The sequence below is a fragment of the Kibdelosporangium aridum genome (assembly GCF_900176515.1).
GTDB classification, from domain to species: Bacteria; Actinomycetota; Actinomycetes; order Mycobacteriales; family Pseudonocardiaceae; genus Kibdelosporangium; species Kibdelosporangium aridum.
The window spans coordinates 610,136-633,137 of the sequence record NZ_FWXV01000004.1; the positions used below are offsets into that span (position 1 = coordinate 610,136).

The 23,002-nt window shown below is 65.2% G+C and carries 20 protein-coding genes; 10 read left to right on the forward strand and 10 right to left on the reverse strand.

Annotated elements, in window-relative coordinates:
- The first annotated feature begins 8 nt into the window (after positions 1–8).
- The 5 genes from B9C43_RS26715 to B9C43_RS26735 all read left to right on the forward strand — a co-directional run bounded on the left by B9C43_RS26715 (position 9) and on the right by B9C43_RS26735 (position 6,162).
- Positions 9–1,355 (forward strand): nitrate/nitrite transporter, encoded by a 1,347-nt coding sequence (locus B9C43_RS26715; protein WP_084429746.1) that lies wholly within the window; start codon positions 9–11, stop codon positions 1,353–1,355.
- A 106-nt stretch (positions 1,356–1,461) separates the two neighbouring features.
- Positions 1,462–3,951 carry a nitrite reductase large subunit NirB gene (gene nirB / locus B9C43_RS26720; RefSeq protein WP_084429747.1) on the forward strand — a complete coding sequence of 830 codons (2,490 nt, stop codon included), beginning with the start codon at positions 1,462–1,464 and terminating at the stop codon, positions 3,949–3,951.
- On the forward strand, positions 3,948–4,283 hold the full coding sequence (gene nirD / locus B9C43_RS26725; protein ID WP_084429748.1) for a nitrite reductase small subunit NirD: 336 nt from the start codon (positions 3,948–3,950) through the stop codon (positions 4,281–4,283). The genes nirB and nirD overlap by 4 nt, the downstream gene beginning before the upstream one ends.
- A 5-nt stretch (positions 4,284–4,288) precedes the next feature.
- Entirely contained in the window at positions 4,289–5,425 is a 1,137-nt protein-coding gene (locus tag B9C43_RS26730; protein ID WP_084429869.1) for a uroporphyrinogen-III synthase, read from the forward strand.
- The gene (locus B9C43_RS26735) at positions 5,422–6,162 is read left to right on the forward strand and encodes a sirohydrochlorin chelatase (protein ID WP_084429749.1); all 741 of its coding nucleotides are present in this window, start codon (positions 5,422–5,424) and stop codon (positions 6,160–6,162) included. Before B9C43_RS26730 ends, B9C43_RS26735 begins: the two co-directional genes overlap by 4 nt.
- Here B9C43_RS26735 and B9C43_RS26740 read toward each other — a convergent pair.
- The gene (locus B9C43_RS26740; protein WP_084429750.1) at positions 6,063–6,815 is read right to left on the reverse strand and encodes a DUF4190 domain-containing protein; all 753 of its coding nucleotides are present in this window, start codon (positions 6,813–6,815) and stop codon (positions 6,063–6,065) included. The two genes, B9C43_RS26735 and B9C43_RS26740, sit on opposite strands and share 100 nt — an antisense overlap.
- Positions 6,816–6,899: 84 nt before the next feature.
- Between B9C43_RS26740 and B9C43_RS26745 the strand changes: the two genes are divergently transcribed.
- On the forward strand, positions 6,900–7,853 hold the full coding sequence (locus B9C43_RS26745; RefSeq protein ID WP_084429751.1) for a hypothetical protein: 954 nt from the start codon (positions 6,900–6,902) through the stop codon (positions 7,851–7,853).
- On the opposite strand, the gene B9C43_RS26750 is transcribed toward B9C43_RS26745, so the two are convergent.
- Genes B9C43_RS26750 through B9C43_RS26760 form a run of 3 tightly spaced genes read right to left on the reverse strand, consistent with a single transcriptional unit; the run spans position 7,850 to position 9,621 of the window.
- On the reverse strand, positions 7,850–8,167 hold the full coding sequence (locus B9C43_RS26750; RefSeq protein WP_033380761.1) for an MGMT family protein: 318 nt from the start codon (positions 8,165–8,167) through the stop codon (positions 7,850–7,852). The two genes, B9C43_RS26745 and B9C43_RS26750, sit on opposite strands and share 4 nt — an antisense overlap.
- A gap of 1 nt (position 8,168) precedes the next feature.
- Positions 8,169–8,822: a LuxR C-terminal-related transcriptional regulator gene (locus B9C43_RS26755; protein ID WP_033380760.1), complete on the reverse strand. Its 654-nt coding sequence runs from the start codon at positions 8,820–8,822 to the stop codon at positions 8,169–8,171.
- Between the two features lie 37 nt (positions 8,823–8,859).
- Positions 8,860–9,621 carry an alpha/beta fold hydrolase gene (locus B9C43_RS26760; RefSeq protein WP_084429752.1) on the reverse strand — a complete coding sequence of 254 codons (762 nt, stop codon included), beginning with the start codon at positions 9,619–9,621 and terminating at the stop codon, positions 8,860–8,862.
- Positions 9,622–9,737: 116 nt separating this feature from the next.
- Between B9C43_RS26760 and B9C43_RS26765 the strand changes: the two genes are divergently transcribed.
- From B9C43_RS26765 to B9C43_RS26780, 4 genes are all read left to right on the forward strand, one after another.
- Positions 9,738–11,267 carry a spherulation-specific family 4 protein gene (locus B9C43_RS26765; RefSeq protein WP_160096709.1) on the forward strand — a complete coding sequence of 510 codons (1,530 nt, stop codon included), beginning with the start codon at positions 9,738–9,740 and terminating at the stop codon, positions 11,265–11,267.
- 95 nt (positions 11,268–11,362) lie between these two features.
- On the forward strand, positions 11,363–12,664 hold the full coding sequence (locus B9C43_RS26770; protein ID WP_235038847.1) for a nucleotide sugar dehydrogenase: 1,302 nt from the start codon (positions 11,363–11,365) through the stop codon (positions 12,662–12,664).
- Positions 12,661–13,599 (forward strand): NAD-dependent epimerase/dehydratase family protein, encoded by a 939-nt coding sequence (locus tag B9C43_RS26775; RefSeq protein WP_084429755.1) that lies wholly within the window; start codon positions 12,661–12,663, stop codon positions 13,597–13,599. The genes B9C43_RS26770 and B9C43_RS26775 overlap by 4 nt, the downstream gene beginning before the upstream one ends.
- Positions 13,596–14,312 (forward strand): endo alpha-1,4 polygalactosaminidase, encoded by a 717-nt coding sequence (locus B9C43_RS26780; protein WP_200825697.1) that lies wholly within the window; start codon positions 13,596–13,598, stop codon positions 14,310–14,312. The genes B9C43_RS26775 and B9C43_RS26780 overlap by 4 nt, the downstream gene beginning before the upstream one ends.
- Positions 14,313–14,356: 44 nt before the next feature.
- On the opposite strand, the gene B9C43_RS26785 is transcribed toward B9C43_RS26780, so the two are convergent.
- From B9C43_RS26785 to B9C43_RS26810, 6 genes are read right to left on the reverse strand one after another with little or no spacing between them, the layout of a single operon-like run.
- Positions 14,357–15,220, reverse strand: a complete 864-nt coding sequence (locus tag B9C43_RS26785; RefSeq protein WP_084429757.1) for an NAD-dependent epimerase/dehydratase family protein — start codon at positions 15,218–15,220, stop codon at positions 14,357–14,359.
- On the reverse strand, positions 15,217–15,936 hold the full coding sequence (locus tag B9C43_RS26790) for a nucleotidyltransferase family protein (protein WP_033380743.1): 720 nt from the start codon (positions 15,934–15,936) through the stop codon (positions 15,217–15,219). The genes B9C43_RS26785 and B9C43_RS26790 overlap by 4 nt, the downstream gene beginning before the upstream one ends.
- Before the next feature lie 22 nt (positions 15,937–15,958).
- Positions 15,959–17,284, reverse strand: coding sequence for a hypothetical protein (locus B9C43_RS26795; RefSeq protein WP_084429758.1), 1,326 nt, complete (start codon positions 17,282–17,284; stop codon positions 15,959–15,961).
- Complete coding sequence (pelF, locus tag B9C43_RS26800; protein ID WP_084429759.1) at positions 17,281–18,702, reverse strand: GT4 family glycosyltransferase PelF; 1,422 nt, start codon at positions 18,700–18,702, stop codon at positions 17,281–17,283. The genes B9C43_RS26795 and pelF overlap by 4 nt, the downstream gene beginning before the upstream one ends.
- Positions 18,699–20,753 carry an Agd3-related carbohydrate-binding protein gene (locus B9C43_RS26805; protein WP_084429760.1) on the reverse strand — a complete coding sequence of 685 codons (2,055 nt, stop codon included), beginning with the start codon at positions 20,751–20,753 and terminating at the stop codon, positions 18,699–18,701. The genes pelF and B9C43_RS26805 overlap by 4 nt, the downstream gene beginning before the upstream one ends.
- 4 nt (positions 20,754–20,757) lie before the next feature.
- Positions 20,758–22,791 carry an Agd3-related carbohydrate-binding protein gene (locus B9C43_RS26810; RefSeq protein ID WP_143446597.1) on the reverse strand — a complete coding sequence of 678 codons (2,034 nt, stop codon included), beginning with the start codon at positions 22,789–22,791 and terminating at the stop codon, positions 20,758–20,760.
- Between the last annotated feature and the right edge of the window lie 211 nt (positions 22,792–23,002).

Consider the following 23,002-nt stretch of genomic DNA (forward strand, 5'->3'; position numbering starts at 1 on the left):
GGAAGAACATGAAGCGCATCGGTGGACGGTGGATCGACCAGTGGGAGCCGGAGGACCAGACGTTCTGGGACAACGGCGGCCGCAAGATCGCCTCGCGCAATCTGTGGTTCTCGATTTTCGCCGAGCACCTCGGCTTCTCGATCTGGACACTGTGGTCGGTGATGGTCCTGTTCATGGGACCGGAATACGGCTTGTCCGCGGCCGACAAGTTCCTCCTCGTGTCGACGCCGACGGTGGTCGGTGGGCTGATCCGGATCCCGTACACCTTCGCGCCCGCGAAGTTCGGCGGCCGCAACTGGACGATCTTCTCGGCCGGCCTGCTGCTCATCCCCGCGGTCCTCGCCGCGGTCGTGATGCAGCCGGGCACATCGCTGGGCACGTTCATGCTCATCGCCGCGCTGGGTGGCGTCGGTGGTGGGAACTTCGCCTCGTCGATGGCCAACATCAACGCCTTCTTCCCTGAGCGCAAGAAAGGCTGGGCGCTCGGCCTCAACGCGGGCGGCGGAAACCTTGGTGTGGCAGCGATCCAGGTGATCGGCCTGGTGGTGATCAGCACGGCTGGCCCGAGCGCGCCGCGGATCATCCTGTACATCTACATGCCGTTGCTCATCCTGGCGGCGATCGGCGCGATGCTGTTCATGGACAACCTGAGCACGATGAGTGGTGACACCAAAGCCCTTCGTGAGGTTGTCAAGGACCGGCAGTCCTGGGTGATGTCGTTCCTCTACATCGGCACTTTCGGGTCGTTCATCGGGTACAGCTTCGCCTTCGGTCTCGTGCTGCAGAACCAGTTCGGCCGCACACCGTTGCAGGCGGCGTCGCTGACATTCCTCGGGCCGTTGGTCGGTTCGTTGATCAGGCCAGTCGGCGGGTGGCTCGCCGACCGGGTCGGTGGTGCGAAAGTCACCCTGTGGACGTTCCTCGCGCTGGCCGCGGGGACCGGTGTGACGATCGTCGCATCGAACATGAAGTCGCTGCCGCTGTTCGTCGCCGGGTTCATTTCGTTGTTCGTGTTCTCCGGGCTCGGCAACGGATCCACCTACAAGATGATCCCGGCGATCTTCCGCGCCAAGGCCCAGTCCGCGATCGAGGCAGGTGCCGACGAGAAGACCGCGTTGGTGCGGGCCAGGCGGCTTTCCGGCGCCCTGATCGGCTTGGCAGGGGCGATCGGCGCGCTGGGCGGTGTGTTCATCAACCTGGCGTTCCGTGAGTCCTTCATGACCGCGAAGACCGGAGTTCCCGCGTTCGTGGCGTTCCTGGTCTTCTACGGAATCTGTTTTGTTGTCACGTGGGCGGTCTACCTGCGCAAACCGTCCTCGGTCAAGACCACGGAGCCGGCCCTCTCAGGCGTTTGACCTGCGGCGGGAGATTCCTTTAACGCGCCGGAAACACGGCAGAACCCGGTTCGACACGCTCACGACCCAGCATGGGGAACGTGCCCAACAGGGAGGACACAGCGGTATGACGCGGACATTGGTCGTCGTCGGATACGGGATGGTCGGTCATCGCCTGGCTCAGGCGATGCGGGACCGGGACGTGGACGGCGCATGGCGAATCGAAGTGCTCGCCGAGGAACCACGCCCGGCGTACGACCGGGTCGCTCTGTCCTCCTATGTGGACACGTGGAACGCTGATGACCTGATGCTGCCGGACATCGACGGCGTCAACATCAGGCTTGGCGAGAGCGCACTGGAGATCGACCGCGAGAAGCGGGAAGTCATCACGAGCAAGGGCGAGCGCGTCAACTACGACGCGCTGGTCCTTGCCACCGGCTCGAACCCGTTCGTGCCACCCGTTCCCGGCCGGGAGCTGCCGGGGTGCTTCGTCTACCGGACGATCGACGATCTCGACGCCATACGGGCGGCCGTCGAGAAAGCCGATCGTCCTGGTAGGCGGGCAGGGATGGTGCTCGGCGGCGGCCTGCTCGGCCTAGAGGCCGCGAATGCCTTGCGCGGTATGGGGCTTTCGCCGCACGTGGTCGAGCTCGCGCCCCGGCTGATGCCGATCCAGGTCGACGACGGCGGCGCCGGGTTGCTCAAGAACCTGGTGCAGAAGCTGGACCTGACCGTCCACACTGGAACCTCCGCCGAGGTGATCGAGCGGGACGGTGACCGGATGGTCGCCAAGCTGACCAACGGCGTCGAGCTCGACGTGGACGTGGTCGTGTTCTCCGCCGGTATCCGTCCACGTGACGACCTGGCCAGGCAAATCGGTCTGACCACCGGCGCGCGTGGTGGCGTTGTGGTGGACGAAGGTTGCCGCACGGACGACGAGAACATCTACGCCATCGGCGAATGCGCGTGTGTCGACGGGATGGTCTACGGCCTCGTCGCACCCGGCTACGCCATGGCCGAGGTCGTGGCCGATCGCTTGCTCGGTGGCACGGCGACCTTCCCCGGCGCCGACACCTCGACGAAGCTGAAGCTGCTCGGCGTGGACGTCGCGAGCTTCGGTGATGCGCACGGTGCCACCGAGGGCGCTCTTGAAGTGGTCTTCAACGACGCGGTGGCCGGCACCTACGCCAAGGTTGTGGTCTCGGACGACGCGAAGACCCTACTGGGCGGAATCTTGGTCGGTGACGCGAGCGCGTACACCATGCTGCGTCCGATGGTCGGTCGCGCGATCTCCGGCGACCCGGCCGCGCTGATCGCCCCGGCCGGTACGGACATCGCGATGGGGTCGCTGCCTGACGACGCCCAAGTCTGTTCCTGCAACGCCGTGACGAAGGCGACGATCAAGGGCGCGATCGCTGAGGGCTGCGCGGATGTGCCCGGGTTGAAGAGCTGCACCAAGGCGGGCACGACATGTGGTTCGTGCATTCCGATGCTCAAGCAGTTGCTCGCCGAGTCCGGTGTCGAGCAGTCGAAGGCGCTGTGTGAGCACTTCGAGTTCAGCCGCGCAGAGCTGTTCGAGATCATCTCCAGCACCGGCATCCGTGCGTTCAGCGAACTGATCACCAAGCACGGCAGGGGAACCGGATGTGACCTGTGCAAGCCCGCGGTCGCGTCCATTCTGGCGTCGCTGGGCAACGGGCACGTACTTGACGGCGAACAAGCGTCCCTTCAGGACACCAACGACCACTTCCTGGCGAACCTGCAGCGCAACGGCACGTACTCGGTGGTGCCGCGCATCCCCGGCGGTGAGATCACACCGGAGAAGCTGATGGTGATCGCCGAGGTGGCCAGGGACTTCGGGCTGTACACGAAGATCACCGGCGGCCAGCGGATCGACCTGTTCGGTGCGACGGTCGACCAGCTGCCGCACATCTGGCGGCGACTCGTCGACGCGGGCATGGAGTCCGGTCACGCCTACGGAAAGGCGTTGCGTACCGTCAAATCGTGCGTCGGCACGACCTGGTGTCGTTATGGCGTCCAGGACTCGGTCGGGTTGGCGATCCAGTTGGAGCTGCGCTACCGGGGCCTGCGGTCACCGCACAAGCTCAAGTCCGCTGTTTCCGGCTGTGCCAGGGAGTGCGCCGAGGCTCGCAGCAAGGACTTCGGTGTGATCGCGACCGAGCACGGCTGGAACCTGTACGTCGGCGGCAACGGCGGCTTCAAGCCGCGGCACGCGGACCTCCTTGTGTCTGATGTGGACACCGAGACGTTGGTCAGGCTGATCGACCGGTTCCTGATGTTCTACATCCGGACCGCGGATCGGTTGCAGCGCACGGCGGCGTGGATCGAGGCGATGGAGGGCGGTCTTGACCACCTGCGTGAGGTGATCGTCGACGACAGCCTCGGCATCTGTGCTGACCTGGAGGCCGCGATGGAGCAGCACGTCGGCTCCTACGCGGACGAGTGGCGCGGTGTGCTGGAGGACCCCGAGAAACTCGCCCGGTTCGCCTCGTTCGTCAACGCGCCGGGCACACCGGACCCGACAGTCTCGTTCCGCGAGGAACGCGGCCAGAAGGTTCCCGTCCAGCTGGGCATTCCGGAGGTGGTATCGCGATGATGTCCAAATCAGTCGTCGCAGTTTTTCCGCTGGCACGGCTGTTGCCCAATCGGGGTGTTGCCGCCTTGCTCCCTGGCGACGTCCAGGTCGCGGTGTTCCGCACCGGCGACGATGAGGTCTACGCACTGTCCAACATAGACCCGTTCTCGCGGGCCGCCGTGATGTCGCGGGGCATCGTCGGGGACCGGGGTGGCGTGCCCGTCGCGGTGTCGCCGATGCACAAGAACGCTTTCGATCTGCGCACGGGCGTGTGCGTGGATGATCCAGAGGTATCGCTCGAGGTGTATCCGGTGCGGGTGGACGCGGGCATGGTCATGGTTGGGGCTCCGTGACGCTCATGGTTGACAGCGTCGAGACCGAGGTTCCGCCGCTGGCCGGTTACACGGTCGGCATCACCGCGGCCCGCCGCGCCGACGAACTGGCTGTGCTGTTGGAGCGCCGTGGCGCCAATGTGGTGCACGGTCCCGCGATCCGGATCGTGCCGTTGCCGGACGACACGGAGTTGCAGGCGGCCACCGAGGGAATGATCGCGGACCCGGTCGACTACGTGGTGGTCACCACGGGGATCGGGTTCCGCGGATGGGTCGAGGCGGCCGAGGGCTGGGGACTGGGGCCGGATCTGCTGGGGATTCTGGGCAAGGCGGACGTGTTCGCCCGTGGGCCCAAGGCCAAGGGCGCGGTCCGGGCGGCCGGCCTGGTGGAGAGCTGGTCGCCGGCGTCGGAGAGCAACTCCGAGGTGCTGGAGTACCTGCTGGATTCCGGAGTGGACGGTAAGCGGATCGCGGTCCAGCTGCACGGCGAGCCGTTGCCGAACTTCGTGAACTCGTTGCTGGCCGCGGGCGCCGAAGTCGTCGAGATCCCGGTGTACCGCTGGACCTTGCCGGCGGACGTAGGCCCGCTTGAGCGCTTGCTCGACGCGGTCCTGGCTGGCTCGGTCGACGCGTTGACGTTCACCAGCGCACCCGCCGCGGCGAGCCTGCTGGCGATGGCGGAGAGGCAAGGGCGGCGCGACGCGCTGCTGGACATCCTTCGAGGACCGGTTTTGCCGGTGTGCGTGGGATCGGTGACCGCTGGACCGTTGATGGACGCCGGAATTCCGGTGGTGCAGCCAGAGCGGCCCAGGATCGGCGCGCTGGCCAGGTCAGTCGCGACTGAATTGCCTGGCCGTGCCACGCGGTTGCATGTGGGCGGCACCCAGTTGGAACTCCGCGGTCAGGCGGTCATCGTTGACGGCGTGCTGCGAGTCGTGCCACCAGCGCCAATGGCGGTTCTCCGGGCTCTGAGCGTGACGCCAGGCAAAGTCCTGTCCAGGCCTGCCCTGATCGGCGTGCTTCGCAAGCACTCCGGGCGGGACGGGGACGTCGATGCCCACGCGGTGGAAACCGCGATCGCGCGACTGCGTTCGGCGTTGGGAGATTCCACGCTCGTTCAGACCGTTGTCAAACGCGGCTACAGGTTGGCGATCCCGGTATGACTCTTGTTCTTGCCGCCCATGGCACTCGTGATCCAGCGGGCAGCCAGGTCATCCACGAGCTCGCCGAGCGGGTCCGAGCCCGGCTGTCCGATGTGGATGTGCGAGTGGCGTTCGCGGACGTGTGCTCGCCTAGCGTCTCCGACGTGTTGCGGACTGTGGACGGCCCTGCGGTCGTGGTCCCGGCTTTCCTCGCGTCCGGCTATCACGTCCGGGTGGACATCCCTGCTCAGGTCCGTGAATCCGGGCACCGCCAGACGATCGTGACCGACCCTTTTGGACCGTCACCGTCCCTTGTGGCCGTTGTGCACGAGCGACTGGTCGAGGCCGGATGGGACGGTGAGCCGGTCGTGCTCGCTGCGGCTGGGTCGTCGGATTCTCGCGCACTGGATGACGTTCAACGTGCCGCGCGGCTGTTGCAGACACGTGTGCGGGTGCCTGTCGAAGTCGGGTACGTAACGACAGCAAGCCCCCGGGTCACGGACCTGGTCCGTGATCGGAGGCTTGCCATCGCCGCGTGGTTGCTGGCTCCTGGGTTGTTCCATCGGGTCGTCCGTGACGCGGGAGCCAGCGTCGCCGCCGAGCCGATCGGCGCCCATTCAGGCGCGGTCGAGCTCGTTGTCCGTCGTTACCGCAATGCCTACTTGCCGACCGGAGCCGTCAGCTTGCCGTTGTCGTTCGCAACGGCAACGCAGGTGCCCGCCCGGTCACCCTGTGCCCAGGACTCCTTGGTCGGGTAGAAGTAGTAGATACCCAGCTTGTCCGCGATCGGGCTGGCCTCGACCCGTGCGCCGACCTTGTCGACGCAGAGCTTCTCCACCTCCGCGGCGATCTGGTCGGTGCCCGGGTACGCGCCGCTGCCCGCGACGGTGACCTGGCTGAGCACCTCGGCGTCGTGCGGCTGGGTGCACGGCACGGCACTGACCGACATGACCTCTTTGTTGTCGCCGGGGACGTTGTTGAAGCAGTCGCCGTCCTTCAGGTCGAACACATCGAGCTGTCCGGCTTGGGTGACCTGGCCCGTGTTGGTGTCGCGCGTGGCGCGCAGTCCGTCGCCGATGATGAAGACGGCGACGAGCAGGACAATCCACGCCGCGGACAGCACGAGACCGGCGATGGCCATGCCCCGGCCCTTGTCACCGCGCTTGCGGATCTGGCTCAGCGCGACGAAGCCGAAGATGACTGCGAACAGGACACCGCCGATGATGCCGAAGACCAGTGCGGCGATGGCGAAGCCGTTGGTCTTGCCGGACGGCGGTGGCGGGTAGTAACCAGGAGGCGGCGGCATGCCCGCGTCCTGGCCCTGCGGCGGTGGCAAGGGCGCGCCTTGCCCATGTGGAGGCGTGTGGCCGTCACCAGGAGGCGGCGGCATCAAAGGAGGTGGTTGCGTCACGCGAGCATGATGGCGGACGCCACTACACGCTGTACACACGTTTGGCACAGGTAACGACCAAAGAGTGACCAGCGATGCTGTTCAGTGACCACGCTGACTGGGGGAACTGTGCTCAAAACCCGCCGCGCCGTCGCAGGTGTGATTGTCGCAACTGGACTGATGCTGCCGGCCACCGCCGAGGCACAGACGTGCACCTGGCAGCGGACAGACTTCACTGTGCCTGAGCCGCACTACAACGTCGAGGTGTTCGGGATCGGCGGCGACTACGCCGTCGGCACGGCGATCACCGACGGCACGCGGATTGTCCGATGGCACAACGGCCAGGGAACTGTCCTCGAACCACCAGCGGAAGGTGACTTCGTCTGGCCGGTCTCGGTGAGCGCGAACGGGACTGTGGTAGCGAAGCAGAGCGCTCGCGGGTACGTCACCAAACTGGACGGCACACACCAGTTCCTGGGCACCGGCGACGGTGAGACCGCGGAGCCCATGTCGATCAACGGCCACGGAGACGTCGCTGGTTACGTCCACGGCAACGGCCAGAGCAAGAACGTCGTCTGGTCCGGATCGGACTACTCGAAGTACGAGGTCTACAGCATGACCAACGTCGGCGTCGCGGGCATCGACGACACGAACGCACTGGTCACTACGAACGGCGTCAAGTACCGAAGCCCCAAGGTGGGGTGGCCGCTGCAGAAAGCCCATGGTTACAAGGACGTTGTGGTGGAGGAGTTCGACCACGGCATCGCGGTGGGGTGGACGCACAAGAACGGCTCCCGCATGGCGCTTGTGTGGAACGACAATTCGTCCCTGCGCGTCACGATTCCCAGCGCTGTCGCGTACTCGGCGAATACCCGCGGAACGATCATCGGCAGTGCGGGCGACGGAAGCCCGCGGCTGTGGCGAGCCGGAGGCATGGGCGTTTTGCCAAGCCCAGCACCGCTTTACTACGCCACCTTCGTCACCGAGGACGACCGCCTCGTCGGAACGTACAAGGACAGCAACGACGACGGCCACGCAGCCGCGTGGAGTTGCAGTTAGAACAGGCCTGGTTCGTCTTTTGGCTGCGCTGCGGCCCAGCGGTATTGGCGCATGTTGACGCGGTTGCCGTCCGCGAGAACGCCTTCAGCCCGCAAGCGCTCCAACTGCTCTTCCTCAAGGTGCGGTGCGGGCGTGCCATCGGAGCGCAGGATTCGGTGCCACGGCAGGTCGTGGCCGTCCTCGGCGAGGATCCGGCCGACCAGGCGGGGTGAAGGGGCGCCTGCGATCGCGGCGATATCGCCGTACGACGCCACGGTTCCCTGAGGAACTGTGGCGATCACTTCGCGTACGCGTTCGTGCAGCTGCTCGTCCATTTCAGCCGTTCATGTCGTTCAGGTAAGCCAGAACTGCCAGCACGCGCCGGTTGTCGTCCTCCGAGGGCGGCAGCATCAGCTTGCTGAAGATGTTGTTGGTGTGCTTGCTGACCGCTTTCTCCGTGACGAACATCCGGGCCGCGATCGCCGCGTTCGACCGGCCTTCGGCCATCAGCGACAGCACTTCGCGTTCACGCGGAGTGAGCGATCCCAGTGGCTCGTCGCGTTCGCGCCGGGCCAGCAACTGCGAGATCACGTCCGGGTCCATCGCCGTCCCGCCCGCGGCGACGCGGCGGACCGCGTCGACGAACTGGCTGACCTCCGACACGCGGTCCTTCAGCAGGTAGCCGACGCCCCCGGCGCGGTCGGACAGCAGCTCCCTGGCGTAGAGCTGCTCGACGTACTGTGACAGCACCAGGATGGGCAGGCCGGGCACCTGCTTACGGGCCTCGATCGCGGCCTTCAGGCCTTCGTCGGTGAAGGTCGGCGGCAGCCGCACGTCCACGACCGCGACGTCCGGCTTGTGCTGCACCAGCGCTTCGAGCAGCGCGGGACCGCTGTCCACGGCCTCGACCACCTCGAAGTCGTGCGCGGTCAGCAATCTGATCAGCCCGTCACGCAGCAGGGCCAGATCCTCCCCAAGGACTACTCGCACGCACCGACCCTACCGGGAGGCCGCCCGGCAAGGCCGGTCACCGGCCGAGGAAGTCCATGATCAGCTCGGCGGTCTCCACCGGGTGCTCGAACTGCAGCATGTGGCCGCTGTCGAACTCGGTGACCTCCAGGTTGGCCTGCATGGTCATCTTGCACGCGTCGACGAACGCGGGCCGGACGAACGGTGACCGCTTGGCCGAGACGAGCAGGGTGTGCGTGGTCGGCGGCGGGAGCTGGGCGGCGCGGCTCATCTCGCTCCACGCCGTGGTCACCGCCGAGTAGTTGCTTCGGGGCATCCAGCGGCCGTCGCTCGTCTGCACGAAGTTCTCGCGCAGCTCCTCTTCGACGTCACGCAGGCTGATGCCGGCCCATTCGTTGCGCTGCCATTCGCCTGCCTCTTCGATGCTCTGGAAGACCTGCGGCCACATCGGCATGGTGTCCATCACGAACTGCGGGTCCAGCCCGATGGCCGGGTCGAGCAGTACCAGCTTGGTGACCCGTTGCGGTGCGAGGCGGGCGAGGTGGATCGCCGCCGCACCACCGAATGAGTGGCCGATCACCGGCAGGCCGGTCACCGCCAGACTGTCCAAAACGGACAGCAAGTCCGCCGCGTGCTGTTCCAGTGTCCACGGTGGAAGGTGCGTCGACTGCCCGTGCCCGCGCAGATCCGGCGCGATCACACGGAAGCCGTAGAGGAACTCCTCGGCCAGCCGCTTCCAGCGTCCACCATGGCCGGTCACGCCATGCACCATCAGCACGGGCACCCCGTCGTCGGGGCCGAACTGGTGGACATGCAACATCGGGCTCACCCGCACATGATCGCATGACCAAGGATGATCCCTTTTCTGTGGCTATTTCCGGTTTTCCAGGCCAGCCATTACGGTATGGGGACCGCCCCGGGTATGGAGGTCCAGCGATGGTCCGAAAGCTCGCCCTGACCTGTGTCTTGATCGCGGTCGCGCTGTTCTTGCCGGTTCCGGCCGGTGCCGAGGCCGAACGGCAACAGACCGCCATTCCGGCATATTGGGGACCCGATACTCCGGACGGAATGACGATCTTCCACCGATTGGCGCAGAACCGTCCGACGAATGGGATTGTCGTGCTGAACGGCAGCCGCAGCATGCCGGAGCTGCCGTTCCACCCGGCTTGGGCCTCGGCGATCGGTCGTTTGGCCGGGACCGGAACAAAAACGCTGGTATACGTCGACACCGGCTATCACGGCATCGACTTCGGGCACGGCAGTCATCGCACCCGAAGCGGTGGAACGTCGATTCCGGAATGGTCGGCGCAAATCCGCCAGGACATCGACGACTGGTATGCCACATATGGCGGGCATGGGATCAGCGGCATCTTTCTTGATCAGACCATTCTGCTGTGCGGGGCCGACGACGCGTACGTCAAGCTCTACGCGGAGATCCGCGATCACATCAGGGCCAAGCACGCTGACGCGTACGTCGTGATCAATCCCGGTGCACCTGCCGACCAGTGCTATGAGGACGTCGCGGACACCATGGTGTCGTTCGAGGGCGACTTCACCGCGTACATGACACACACTTCGCCTGACTGGCAACGGAACCATCCGAACCCGCGCAAGTTCTGGCACCTCGTGCACAACGTGCCGACCGAAGCCGACATGAAGACCGTCATCGCCCGCAGCAAGATCAACAACGCCGGATTCGTGTACACCACCGAGCTCCGGATGGACCCGTACCCATGGGCCGGTCTGGCGTCCTATTGGGACGCGCAACTCGTTGCCGCGTCAGGGATCGCCGATGTCACGCCACCGCAACGGCCCGCAACGCCGACCGCCACGACCCGCGCCAACCCGGCTGGGGCCAGGGTCCGGCTGGCGTGGCCGACACCGGCCGACGACGTCGCGGTGTCCGGCTACGAGATTTTCGCCAACGGGACAAAGATCGCTGATTCGTACGACAATGCTTATCAGGCAACGGGTCTGCCGCTCGCGACACGATTCGAGTTCACCGTGCGGGCACGCGACGCGGCCGGAAATCTCTCCGAACCGAGTGCGCCGCTTGTGATCACCACACCGTCCGGCGGGCCGCCGATGTCGGAAGCGTCGGCGTGCCTGAGCCCGGAACACGCGGAATACCGGGTGAGTTTCGGCGCGGTGTTCGGGCATCACCGGGTCTTCGTCGACTCGGACAACAATCCGGCGACCGGCTGGCATCTGCCACCCGGGCTACCGTCCGGCGTCGACTTGTTGATCGAGAACGCGTTTCTCTACCGGTATACCGGTCCCGGATGGGCGTGGGAACGAGTACCCGATGTCAACCCTTTGGTAGCGGAATTCGGAGGTTCTTTCACCTGGCGTGTCCCGGTGGCCGGGCAGGCCAGGCAGACCCTCGTGTTCAGCGGATTCACCGCCGAAGATCCACCGGACGAGTACTCGCAGCCGATTACCGTGGATCAGGTTCCGGTCTGTTGAATTCACTCGGCAGGACTAATGGAAAACTGCTAACACATCCTTGACCGACACCGACGAACCCATTGGCCGGTGTTAAAAATCCTCAAGGAGTGAGCGTGACTGTTCACATGCCGGATTTACGCAGAATCGGCATCGTTGGAATGGGCTATGTCGGCTTGACGCTGGCGGCTGCGATGGCCCGCAAGGGCTTTGAAGTACACGGTGTCGACACGGATCCGTTGGTACTCGAATCGTTGTCGCGGGGAAAACCGCACATCTTCGAACCGGGCGTCACCGAGACGTTCACGGAATTGATCAACAAGAACATCTTCATCTCCCGCGAACTGCCGCAGGGCGGGGTCGACGCGGCCATCATCTGCGTGTCCACACCTGTGGATGAAAGGACCCATGAACCCAGGCTGAAGAATCTCGCCGCCGCGGCCGAGCATGTCGCCGATCGGTGCGCGCCGACCACGTTGGTGGTCGTGCGCAGCACGGTCCCGGTCGGCGCGAGCCGCGAAGTCGTGTTGCCGCCGCTGGTGGAGAAGTGGGGGAGCGCGCGGCTGGTGATGGCGCCCGAGCGCACCATCCAAGGCCAGGCCTTGCGTGAACTCGTCGAGTTGCCGCAGGTCGTCGGCGGTCTCGACGACGAAAGCCGGGAACTGGGTGTCCGGCTGTTCGCGCAACTGGCCGCGCAGGTCGTTCCGGTGTCCACTGTGGAGACTGCTGAGCTGGTGAAGCTCACCAACAACTGCCACACGGACGTGATCTACTCGTTCGGCAACGAGGTCGCGATGCTCACCGAGCGGCTCGGCCTCGACCCGCTCGAAGTCATCCGGGCGACCAACATCGACTATCCACGACCGGACATCGCCAAGCCCGGCTACGTCGGCGGCGGTTGCCTGTCGAAGGACCCGTACATCATGCTCACCAGCGGTGAGCGCAACGGTTACGTGCCGAAGCTGATCGCCGCGGCCCGCACGCTCAACGAAGAGACCCCGGTGCACGTCGCACACAAGATGGTCGAGTTGATGAACGGCGCCAAAACGCTGATGGTGCTCGGCTGGGCGTACAAAGGACATCCGCCGACGGACGACATGCGCGGGACCCCGATCGCGTCGATGATGCCGGTGTTCACCGAAGCCGGGATCAGGGTGCTCGGCCACGATCCACTCGTGCTGCCCAGGGTCATCAGGGAATACGGCGGCGAACCGGTCACGCTCGCCGACGGTTTCCAGGAAGCCGAAGCGGTACTGGTGATCACCGACCACCCGGACTACAAGGCGATCGACATCGATTCACTCCTGCGAGGCGGGAACGTGCGGGTCGTCTACGACTCCTGGCGGATCCTAGACGCGGACAAGATCACTGCCCGTGGCGTGCACTACGCGGCGCTGGGATATGAGGTGCCGGCATGAGGGTGCTCGTCCTTGGCGGCGCCGGGTTCATCGGCCTGCACTTGACCAGGCGCTTGCTCGCCGACGGGCACGACGTCACAGTGGTCGACGACTTCTCCCGCGGCCGCGACGATCCCGACCTCGCCGCGCTCGAGGTGCCGGTCATCTCGGCGGATCTCACCGACCCCGAGGCGTACCAGAAGATCCCGCACGACTGGGACCAGGTGTACCTGCTGGCCGCGGTCGTCGGCGTCCGCAATGTCGAGAAGGACCCGGGCAAGGTCGTTCGCGTCAACACCATGGTCGTACTGAACACTTTGGACTGGATCCGGCCGGAGGAGAAGCTGTTCTTCGCCTCGACCAGTGAGATCTACGCGGGTGGTGTGACCGCGGGGATCGTTCAGGTGCCGACCCCCGAGACCGTGCCGGTGATGATCGAGGATGTCACGGCGGCGAGGTTCGCCTACGCGGCCAGCAAGCTCATCGGTGAGGAAGCGGTCGTCCACATCGGACGCGCGAAGGGCCTTCAGTTCGTGATCGGACGATTCCACAACGTCTACGGTCCTCGGATGGGCGCGGACCACGTGATCCCCGAGCTGTCGTTGCGGGCCGCGCGCCGGGAGGATCCGTTCAAGGTCTACGGCACCGACCAGTACCGCGCGTTCTGCTACGTCGACGACGCGGTCACGGCCATGCTGCTGTCGATGGCCAAGGTCTCCGGCGAGATCGTCCACATCGGAACCGACGAGGAGACGAACATCGGCGACTTGACCAAGCTGGTCCTGCGGATCGCCGAGCACGACCCGGTGCTGGACGTCGAAGACGCACCGGCGGGTTCGGTCGCCAGAAGATGCCCGGACTTGACGAAGCTGCGCGCGCTCACCGGATACGAGCCCGCGGTGTCATTGGAAGAAGGAGTCAGGCGGACATTCGAATGGTATCGCGGGAACGCGTGAACCATCAGCGCGGCGGGCCGATCGCGTTCTACTACGGAACGAACCAGATCGATCGGCTCGTCGCGTTCGACCGTGTGGTGCTGCAAGGCGACGCGTATTCCGAACAGGACATCGCGTCGCTTGTGGTACGTGGCGTGCAGCCACTCTGTTATCTGTCCCTGACCGAGGACGTGGGACCGCCTGCCGAGTGGCAACGCGAGGACCGCAACCCGGACTGGGGCGGCAAGTTCGTCCATGTCGGACATCCCGGGTGGAGCGAGCACGTCCTGAACAGGGCACGCGACATGCGCCGGATCGGGTTCCGGGGCTTCTTCCTCGACACGCTCAACATCGAGCTGACCTACCCGCAGGACCTGCCGCATCTGCTGACACTGATCGCCGCGATCCGTGAACTGTCCTATCCGGACTACCTGTTGGCCAACCGCGGCTTCGGCCTGTTGCCGCAGCTGGCGGACTTTGTCGACGGGGTGTTGTTCGAGTCGTTCACGTCCCGCTGGCTCGACGGCGGATATGCGCCGTGGCCACCGGACGTGCTTGACGTCCACGCGCGCTACGCCGAGATGTTGCTCGGCCTGGACGTCGAGGTGTTCGCCCTCGACTACGCGGACACGCCGCGGTTGGCGGAGTACGCCCGCGAACGCGCGGCCCGCTTCGGCATGCCCTGTTTTGTGAGCACCCGCGATCTGGGCACCCTGCCTGGTCAAAGCTCGTGAGTGTTTTGGCCGGTCAGAACCGGCCAAAACACTCACGATGTCCTTCACCAGAGTGCACGGACCGAGGCGTGCAGGTCGTGCTCGGGCCGCCAGCCCAGTGCGGTGATCCGGCTGATGTCGGCGGCGATCCAGGTCACCGCGCCGGACCGGTGCACCGGCGGGTCGGCTTCGGAGATCTCGCCGGTGAACCCGGCGACCTCGGCCAGCAGCTTGACCGCGTCCCTGATCAGTACCGCGTGTCCACTTCCGACGTTCAGCACCCGGTGCGGGACCTCGTCGGCCAGTGCGACAGTGGCGATCGCACTCGCCACATCCCGGACGTCCACGAAGTCCCGGTACGAGTTCAGCGGGCCAAGCAAGATCTTGTTCCGGCCGTCCCGCAGTGCCGTGCGGATACTCGCCGCTGCCCGGCCGAGCACGGTGTCCGCGCCGACACCGGGCCCGATCGGGTTGAAGACACGCAACGACACCGCGTCCAGATCCGCCGAGCTGATCATCGAAGTGCTCGCCAGTTTGGTGATCCCGTAGGTGGCAACGGGAACCGTCGGGCTGTCTTCGGAAACCGGGATTCCCGCGGGGACCACGCCGTACTCGCCTGCCGATCCCATCACCACCAACCTGGTTCCGGTAGCGACGGCACCGATCGCGTCGAGGAGGTACGCGGTCGTGAGCACGTTGGCCGAAACCAGTTCCGCGGCGCAGCCGGATAACAGGCCGGTGCAGTTGACCACGACGTCCGGCTTGACCTCACGCAACAGAGCCATGAGCTTCGCCACGTCGTCGTTGATCAAGTCGTGGCGCAGCGCGGACCGGCGACCTGCTTGGACGACCATCGCCCGGCCGTCGAGCGTGGCGGCGACGTGACCGCCAAGGAACCCCGAGCCGCCGAAGAGCAGTACCCGTTTCACCGCAGTGCCTCCGGTACCAGGATCGGACGGAGCCGCTCGAATTCCCGGTTGGCTTCGTCGTAGTCGTCCGGCCGCCCGATGTCCAGCCAGTACCCGTCGAAGTCGTACGCCGCGGGCGGTTCGTCCTTGGCCAGCAGATCGAGCACGAGCTCGTCCAGTCCAAACGGGACATTGCGCGGATAGGGCGCGAGTGTCTTGCGAGACATCGCGTAGACACCCATGCTGACGCCGTACGACAACGTCGGCTTCTCGACGAAGCGCACGATCCGCCCGTCCGAGGTCTCCAACGTGCCGAAGTCGATCTTCACCTGCCGTTGGTAGGTGGCGATCGTCAACGGTGCACGGGTCTCGGTGTGGTGGTTGAGCAACGCGACATAGTCCAGATCGGTCAGCACGTCCCCGTTCATCACCAGGAAGTGCTCGGGCAGTTGGTCGAGGAAGTTCAGCAGCGGGCCGATTGTGGACAGTGGCGACTCCTCTTCGGAGTAGTCGACCGCGATCCCCCAGCGCGAACCGTCCCCGACGAACGCCTGGATCAGCGAGCCGAGGTGGCCGATCGCCAGCGTCGCGCGGGTGAAGCCCTGCGATCTGAGCTGCTGCATGATGATGTCGAGGATCGCGTACTCCTCGCCGATCGGCACCAACGGTTTCGGCAGCGCCGTGGTGTATGGCCGCAGTCTTACTCCCCGCCCCCCAGCGAGTATCACCGCGTGCATAGTGGAACCCTCCTTCTTCAGGTCATCGGTAGCGCCGGACCTCACCGGCGGACACCAGCGAGGTCAGCAGGAACAGCACCAGCAAGGCGGCACAACAGACGAGGAACACCGCGATTTCGTGACCGGGCACCATGTAGTTGACGATCACGTTGGCACTGATCACGACCGGCATGATCGCGAGCAGCCACCGCAGTCCCTCGTAACGCATCAGTACGAACCCGAGGAAGAACACGCCACCGAGCACCACGTGGGCGTCGACGAGCAGCGAACCCCGGGTGGTGAGCAGGCCGAACTGGGCGAGCACACCGAGCATGAGCAGTGCGATGCAGCCCAGGAACACCAGGCAGTACGCCAGCTCTCGGATCAGCAGCCGTTGCGTGGCCCGCCGGAACGCCGTGACGCTACGGCTGCGGTCCAGTTCGTCCAGCGCCTGCTCGGAATACCGGTGCGCCCGCCATTCCACGGCACCCATGCCGAGAACGAGCGGAGCGACCGCCAGTCCGAGATCCAGATCGGCCAGCACGAACCGTGCGTCGGTGTTCAGCAGGAACGCCGCACACAAGGCCGAATACGCCACACTCGGCCCGGTCAGCCGCAGCAACATGGGCATCCGCGGCGGTTTCCGTACATCGGGTTGTGCCCGGCCCGTCTCGCGCCACGACATGGTCAACGTGAGTACAGTGGACAGCAGGCCGCAACCGAGCGCGACGAGCATCACGTCGAACAGCAAGTGCGCCGCCCCGCCGGCACACGCGGGAATCATCAGCAACGCGAGCCGTGCTTCCCTTTTGTAGATCACCATGACACAGGACGAGACCTGGAAGCCCATCTGTGCCAGGCAGAACACCCACAACCGCTGGTCGATCACGGCGGATCCGACGACAACGACACCAAGCCCGGTGCCGCCGAGAACCCGTAACGATCGTGCGGCCGCATGGTCGAGACCATGGCCGAGCAAGCGATAGGCCACGAGGCTCATACCCATCGCCCACCACCAGCCGATCCCGGTGGTGAACACCAGGCCACGGACCATGGTCAGGCCGCCGAGCCAGTCGTACACGGCCGGGTAGCTCAGGCTGGGCAACAGGAAGAGCGGTCCATGCGACAGGACTCGGAACGTCCTGCGTGCCCGTTGCTCGTCCAAGGGGGCTTCGACGTCCCGCGGCAGCCGTTGGTACACCACGCTCGCCAAGGCGAAGACATCCTTGACGCCGTAGCGTTCCCTGGCGACCTGGTCGGTGAAGCCCTGGCTTTCCAGCACCGCCGCGATCTGCAGTTCGTCGACCGCGCGGCCGACCATCGGTGCGACGCGATTCGCGAGCTCGTCGACCGCCTCGATCTCGTTCATCGAGTCACCAGCTCACTGTAGATGCCGCGGTAGCTGTCATTCCATTGCTGCAAGGTGAAGTTCTCCAGAACCCGCTGTCGTGCGACGCGTCCGAGCTTGCGTCGCAACGGCGTGTCGGTGAGCAACTTGACGCACGCCCGCGCGACGGCTGCGTGATCACGCGGCGAGACAACGAATCCGGCGTCACCGACCGCTTCGGACACACCGCCGACGTTGGTGCACACCTGCGGTCTGCCTGCCGACATCGATTCGACGACGGTGAACGGGAACCCTTCGGACACACTGGTCAACGCGACCAGATGCCCCGCGTGGTAAGCGTCGATCTGCCGGGGAACCCGGCCTTCGAAGGTCGCGGACTCGCCGAGCCCCAGCTCGTCGATCAGACTGACGCAGCTGGCGTGGTAGCCCTCGTTGGCCGGAGTGACCGGCCCGAACATCCGCAGCCGTGCGCCCGGGATCTCCGTACGCACCAGGTGGAACGCCCTGATCAGGGTGTGCAGGTCCTTCAACGGGTCGATCCTGCCGACGAACACGATCGTCGGCACGTCCGGCTCGTGCTCGACCGGCGGGAAGTCGGCGGGATCGATTCCGTTGTACATCGTGCGCATGCGGCTGGCGTCCGCGCCGTTGTGCAGCTGCCAGCGACGGTTGTAGCTGGAGTGCGGTGCGAGCATGTCCGCCGCTCGGTAGGCCGCGCCGGCCAATGCCCGGAAGAAGCTGAGCAGCAGCACTTTCACGGAGTGCGGCGCGGGTTCGTTGACGATGCCGAGATAGCGTTCCCGCAGGTACACGCCGTGCTCGGACATCAGGATCGGTGTGCCGTACGTCCATTTCGCGGCCATCGCGACCAGTGCGCTGAGACCGTTCATGGACAGATGACAGATGTCGGCTTGGATCGGGGCACAGGACAACGGCCGCAGCATGTGTTCCAGCAAATCGGCCGCGGTTAACGCGTCACGCAGGCTGAGCGGTTCGGTCCACAGCGTCATCAACCGGTCGATGGCATCGTTGGACAGCATCGCTTTGCCGAGGTCCGCAGCCTGCGCGTACCGGAACATGTCGGGTAAGACGGCCAGCAACGCGTCCGGATTTCCCGGTGGCCGCAGTGCTTCGAGGAACGAGGCGTGGATCCCGGCGAACCCCCGGAGTTTTCGCCTTTCCTCCGGCGGTTCACCCCATAACGGCAGGTTCACGACCTCGGCCAGGTTTTCAGGAGCCGCCCATGTGCTGCGCTCGGAGCCGTCCACGGTCAGTGCGACGGCGGTGAACCGGTGCTCGGGCATGCCGTTGATCAACTGGTCGCACCACAGGCTGACACCACCGGGGTGGAACGGGTACGCGCCCTCGGAGATCAACGCGATCTTGAGGCTGCGCGTAGCCGCTGGTTTCGGGAGGATTACCCGTTCGGCCGAGGTCATGGGCGGGGACTCGCCGTCAGTGTGACGGCCTGGCCCGCGGTCACACCGACCCGGGATATCGCGTCACTGCCGTAGATCTCGGCCTCGTCGGGTCCTTTTTGGTCTCCTTCGGTTGCCTCCCTCGTCTCGATCCCCGTGATGAAGAGGGATCCGTGATTCTTGGGCGTGTAGGTGACCGCGTTCGTGACACGGTTCCAGATCGCGTCTTGCGTGAGCTGCGCGAAATGTGCCGTGCGGTTCTCGACGTAGTTCGCCAACGTGGTCCAGTCGGTGTTCTTCAACGGAACCCGGTAGTACGAGCTGTATCCGGCGAGCACGGCGTCGATCCAGTCGAACGCGAGGCTCTTGCCGGTGGCGTACTGGTGGAGGTTGCCTTGGTGGAGTGTGTGGACGTACGCCGAGCCGCTCATCACGTGTCCTAACGCGACTTCGGCTTCACCTTTGACGATCGCGTCGTAAGTGTGCTCGCCGTATTCAGCGTTGTAGAGCGCTGTCTGTTCTTCAGGCGTGACCGCCTCGAAGGCGATGTTGGTCGGCCAGTCCGGCACTACGAACACGTTGGGTTGCAACGGGTGGTAGATGCCGCAGTTGGAACACGACGGCCGGTGTCCGGCGAACGACATGTTGCCCTGGACGTAGCGAACGCCGAGATCGCTTGCCGCCCTGAGCATTTCCTTGTTGGAGCCACCCAGTCCGTAGTCGGTCGGCGGATCCGGCGACAGCGGATCCGGGTTGTAGACGCCGAGACCGGAGTACTCCGGTGTCTTGAGGATGTTGTGCGGCACCTTCAGCCCGCCGATCGCCGCATCGTTGAGGTTACGGCGGATCTCGGTGTGACTGCGCTCGTAGGAGGTGTCGTTCATCTGCGGGTGCGTGCTGGTGTGGTTGATCCACCGGAACTCGTCGGCCAAGCACTTGGTGTAGCTGCTCAACGTTTCGGCGGTGTCGTCACCACATCGCGCCCGCGCATGGAATTTGCTTGCGTTGTAAGGCAGGTTGAGCGTGAAGTCTTTCGCCAGCGGATGGTTCTGCCGCGCTTTCTTCTGCTGGTTGGCGACTTCGGCGGCCTCGGTGCCGGTCAGCCGGTAGACGTCCTGGGTGCCGTCCGCGCGCATGCGCAGCGTGCTGCTGAACCAGTCGTCCACGTCCACGCCGAACCAATAACGTTGTTCGCCGACGAAGACGCCCTTCGTAGCCCAGCGGACCAGGCCCGGTCCGAGTAGCTTTGTCGACACGGCGTCCGGGCCGAGCGAGAACGTGACCGCGGCTCGTTCCCGGCCATCGGGCGCTTTGCTGATCACGCCGACGATGTCATCGCCGACCTTGAGCAGAGGCTCGGCCGTGCAGCCGAGTCTCGCCCGGTACAGATAGGACTGTGTGATCGGGATCCTGGCGTCGTCCTTGAGATAGTCGAACATTCGGTTACCCGTGATGGACGCCATTTCAGGCTTGGTCCCGACGGCTCCTTCACGTACCGGACGCAGGCAGTAGTCCTCCGGGGTCTGTCCGGGGAACGTGTTGAGCGCGACCTGGCGAACCTGGAACTCGCGCTCGTAGTCCCACAGTGCTTTCCATTGTGGAGCGTCGAACGCACTGTGATAGCTACCGTTGTTCGCATAGAGCAAGGCGTTGTTGGTCAACAGGATCGCGTTGTACCTGCCGACGCCATCCGGTCGGACCAACCGGCCGGCGTCCAGCCGTTCGGTCCGAGCCAGCAACACGTCATACGGCGTGCCGATCCCGTCGAGGACTGATTTCCACGCGGCCAGGCCGAAATCCTCCGCGTCCGTCGCCACCACCAACTGCCGCAACGCGACGCGTGTGCCAGGTCCCGAGTCGATCGAGGCGGTGTCGACTGTTTTGGTCAGAACCGGGACTCGTTGTTTGCGTGGCAATGGCGGCTGTTCAGGCAGCACAGGATCTGCCGTGGTTGCTGTGCTCGTGGTCGGGCCGAGTCCCGACGGGCTGGACAACGTGACCGCTACCAGCCCGAGCGCGACAATGATCAGCAACGGAATGGGCAGATTTCGGCCCAGCCGGCGTGGATTCATCTGCTTACCTCGTCGGCTGCGCGAGCAGGATCTGGGAGCCGGGGCGGACGCTTGCCTGTGAGATCAGGTCCGCGCCGTACCGCTCGGATGGCACGGTCGCGAGGCTGGCCCCGGTGACGAACAGCGTTCCGGTCGTGTCGGCGTTGATCGTGACGATGTTGGTCAGCCGGTCCCACACCGCGTCCGGTCCGGCCTTGATCTCGTTGAAGTGCGCGGTGCGGGCTTTGGAGTAGGTCGCCAGCTTGCTCCAGTCCGGGCCCTTCAGCGGCACCTGGTAGAAGCTGTTGTACTGCCGGACGACTTCCTCGACCCAGTCGAAGATCAGGCTCTTGCCCGGCGCGTAGTGGTGTGCGTTGCCCTGGTGGAAGGTGTGCGCGTACACCGATCCGCTGAGCACGTGCGACAGACCGACTTCGGCTTCCAGCGCGAGGATCTCGGGATAGGTCAGGTTCCGCGGGTGCGTCGGGAACTGGCCGTTCGGGCCGTAAAGGCTGTTGTACAGATAGGTCTGCTCGGCGGGCGTGGTGACCTGGTAGCCGATGTTCACCGGCCAGTCCGGCACGACCGACACCGCGGGCTCCAACGGGTGCGGGATCGCGCAGTTGAAACACGGCGGCTGATGGCCTTCGAAGGACATGTTGCCGTGCAAGTACTTCACGCCGAGGTCCTTCGCCGCCCGCAGCAGTTCCCGGTTGGACCCGGTCAGGCCGAAGTCCTTCAGCGGGCCGTTCGGGGCGGTCGAGTACACACCGAGTCCGGAGTAACCACCGGTCTTCAGGATCTCGGTGGGGACGACGAGCCCGGCGTCGCGGGCCACCGTGAGGTTGTCGCGGATCTCGGCGACGTTCTCGGCGTACGGGGTGAAGTCCATCGCCGGGTGGTGCATCGTGTGGTTGATCCACCGGAAGTTGTTGGCCTCGCACCGGGAAAAGCTGCTCAGCGGGTCAGGGGTGTTCATCGCGCTGCAGCGGGACGGTGCGGTGGGGATGAAGTTGCCGCCGTTGTACGGGATGTTCAGGTTGAACTCGTCGGCCAGCGGATACCTGTCGCGCAGCGAGTTCTGCTGTGCGTGCGTGGCCGACGCCTCCGGGCCGGACAGCCGGAAGCCGGGGTTGGTCTCCAGGCGGCCGTCGGGGTACAGGTGCGCGGTGTAGTTGAACCAGTCGTCGACGTCCACGTTCAGCCAGTGCCGCTGCTCGCCGATGAAAACACCGTTCGTGGCCCAGCGGAGCAGCCCGTAGCCCAGCAGGTCGGTGTGCACCTGGTATTCGCCGGAGGAGAACGTCAGCGCCGCACGCTCCCGCCCGTCGGCAGTCGTCGAAGTCACGCCCAGCACGTCGTTGCCCAAAGTCAGCAGCGCCTGCGCGGAACAGCCCGGCTGCAATCGTGAGCGGTAGGCGTAGGCCTCGGTGATCGGAATTCGCGCCGAGGCCTTCAGATAGTCGAAGAACTGGGATCCGGCCTGGGTCAAAGCGGCCTGTACCGGTGTGCTGATCGGACCTTCGCTGCCTTCCCGCAGGCAGTAGTCCTCCGGAAATGTGCCGTATGAGGTGTACAAGGAGACCTGGCGGATCCCGTGTGTCCTTTCGTAGGACCACAGGACGGCCCATTCGGCCGGATCGAAGGCGCTGGTCCCTTCGCTGATCAGCGCGTTGTCGGTGAGCAGGACGGCGCTGTATTTCGCCGTTCCGTCATTGTTCACGAGCATGTTCGCCCGGAGGGTGGTGTTCTTGGCCAGTATCACGTCGTACGGCTGGCCGATCCGCTCCAGCGTGGACTTCCACGTCGGCAAGCCGAAATCAGTGGACGAACTGGCGATGACCAGCACTCTCAGCGCGACCTTCGTGGTCGCGTTCGCCGCGGACGTGGATGGTGCCGCCGAGCTCATCGGCCCGTTGAGCACCGGCAGCTTGGGCGGCGGGGGCGACTGCTTCGGTCTGGCGACCGCTGCTCGGATCAGCGGATGTTCGTGCGCGTGCTCGACATGCCCGCCGCTCGGTACGGCACTGCTTGGCGGGGTGGCGACGGAACCGGTCACAGCGGCTGCTAACAGGACAGGTAATACCCGTGTCCTGATCCTTTTCATGGACGGACCCCTCTAGTGGCGTTGTTATTCGGGCATGGCGGCATGGCGGCATGGCGAGCGCGCCACTCGCGAAGCGATGAAGATTTATTCCCAATAAGTGGAACAAGGCGCGAAACGCTCAGCCGGGCATGAGCCTCCCAGTTGCAGGGCGGGCAGCTAATGA

Bases quoted from the DNA above. Each gene is read 5' to 3' on its own strand.
- B9C43_RS26715 (WP_084429746.1), top strand. From the start codon at position 9: ATGAAGCGCATCGGTGGACGGTGGATCGACCAGTGGGAGCCGGAGGAC.
- nirB (WP_084429747.1), top strand. From the start codon at position 1,462: ATGACGCGGACATTGGTCGTCGTCGGATACGGGATGGTCGGTCATCGC.
- nirD (WP_084429748.1), top strand. From the start codon at position 3,948: ATGATGTCCAAATCAGTCGTCGCAGTTTTTCCGCTGGCACGGCTGTTG.
- B9C43_RS26730 (WP_084429869.1), top strand. From the start codon at position 4,289: ATGGTTGACAGCGTCGAGACCGAGGTTCCGCCGCTGGCCGGTTACACG.
- B9C43_RS26735 (WP_084429749.1), top strand. From the start codon at position 5,422: ATGACTCTTGTTCTTGCCGCCCATGGCACTCGTGATCCAGCGGGCAGC.
- B9C43_RS26750 (WP_033380761.1), bottom strand. From the start codon at position 8,167: ATGGACGAGCAGCTGCACGAACGCGTACGCGAAGTGATCGCCACAGTT.
- B9C43_RS26760 (WP_084429752.1), bottom strand. From the start codon at position 9,621: ATGTTGCATGTCCACCAGTTCGGCCCCGACGACGGGGTGCCCGTGCTG.
- B9C43_RS26765 (WP_160096709.1), top strand. From the start codon at position 9,738: ATGGTCCGAAAGCTCGCCCTGACCTGTGTCTTGATCGCGGTCGCGCTG.
- B9C43_RS26775 (WP_084429755.1), top strand. From the start codon at position 12,661: ATGAGGGTGCTCGTCCTTGGCGGCGCCGGGTTCATCGGCCTGCACTTG.
- B9C43_RS26790 (WP_033380743.1), bottom strand. From the start codon at position 15,936: ATGCACGCGGTGATACTCGCTGGGGGGCGGGGAGTAAGACTGCGGCCA.
- B9C43_RS26795 (WP_084429758.1), bottom strand. From the start codon at position 17,284: ATGAACGAGATCGAGGCGGTCGACGAGCTCGCGAATCGCGTCGCACCG.
- pelF (WP_084429759.1), bottom strand. From the start codon at position 18,702: ATGACCTCGGCCGAACGGGTAATCCTCCCGAAACCAGCGGCTACGCGC.
- B9C43_RS26805 (WP_084429760.1), bottom strand. From the start codon at position 20,753: ATGAATCCACGCCGGCTGGGCCGAAATCTGCCCATTCCGTTGCTGATC.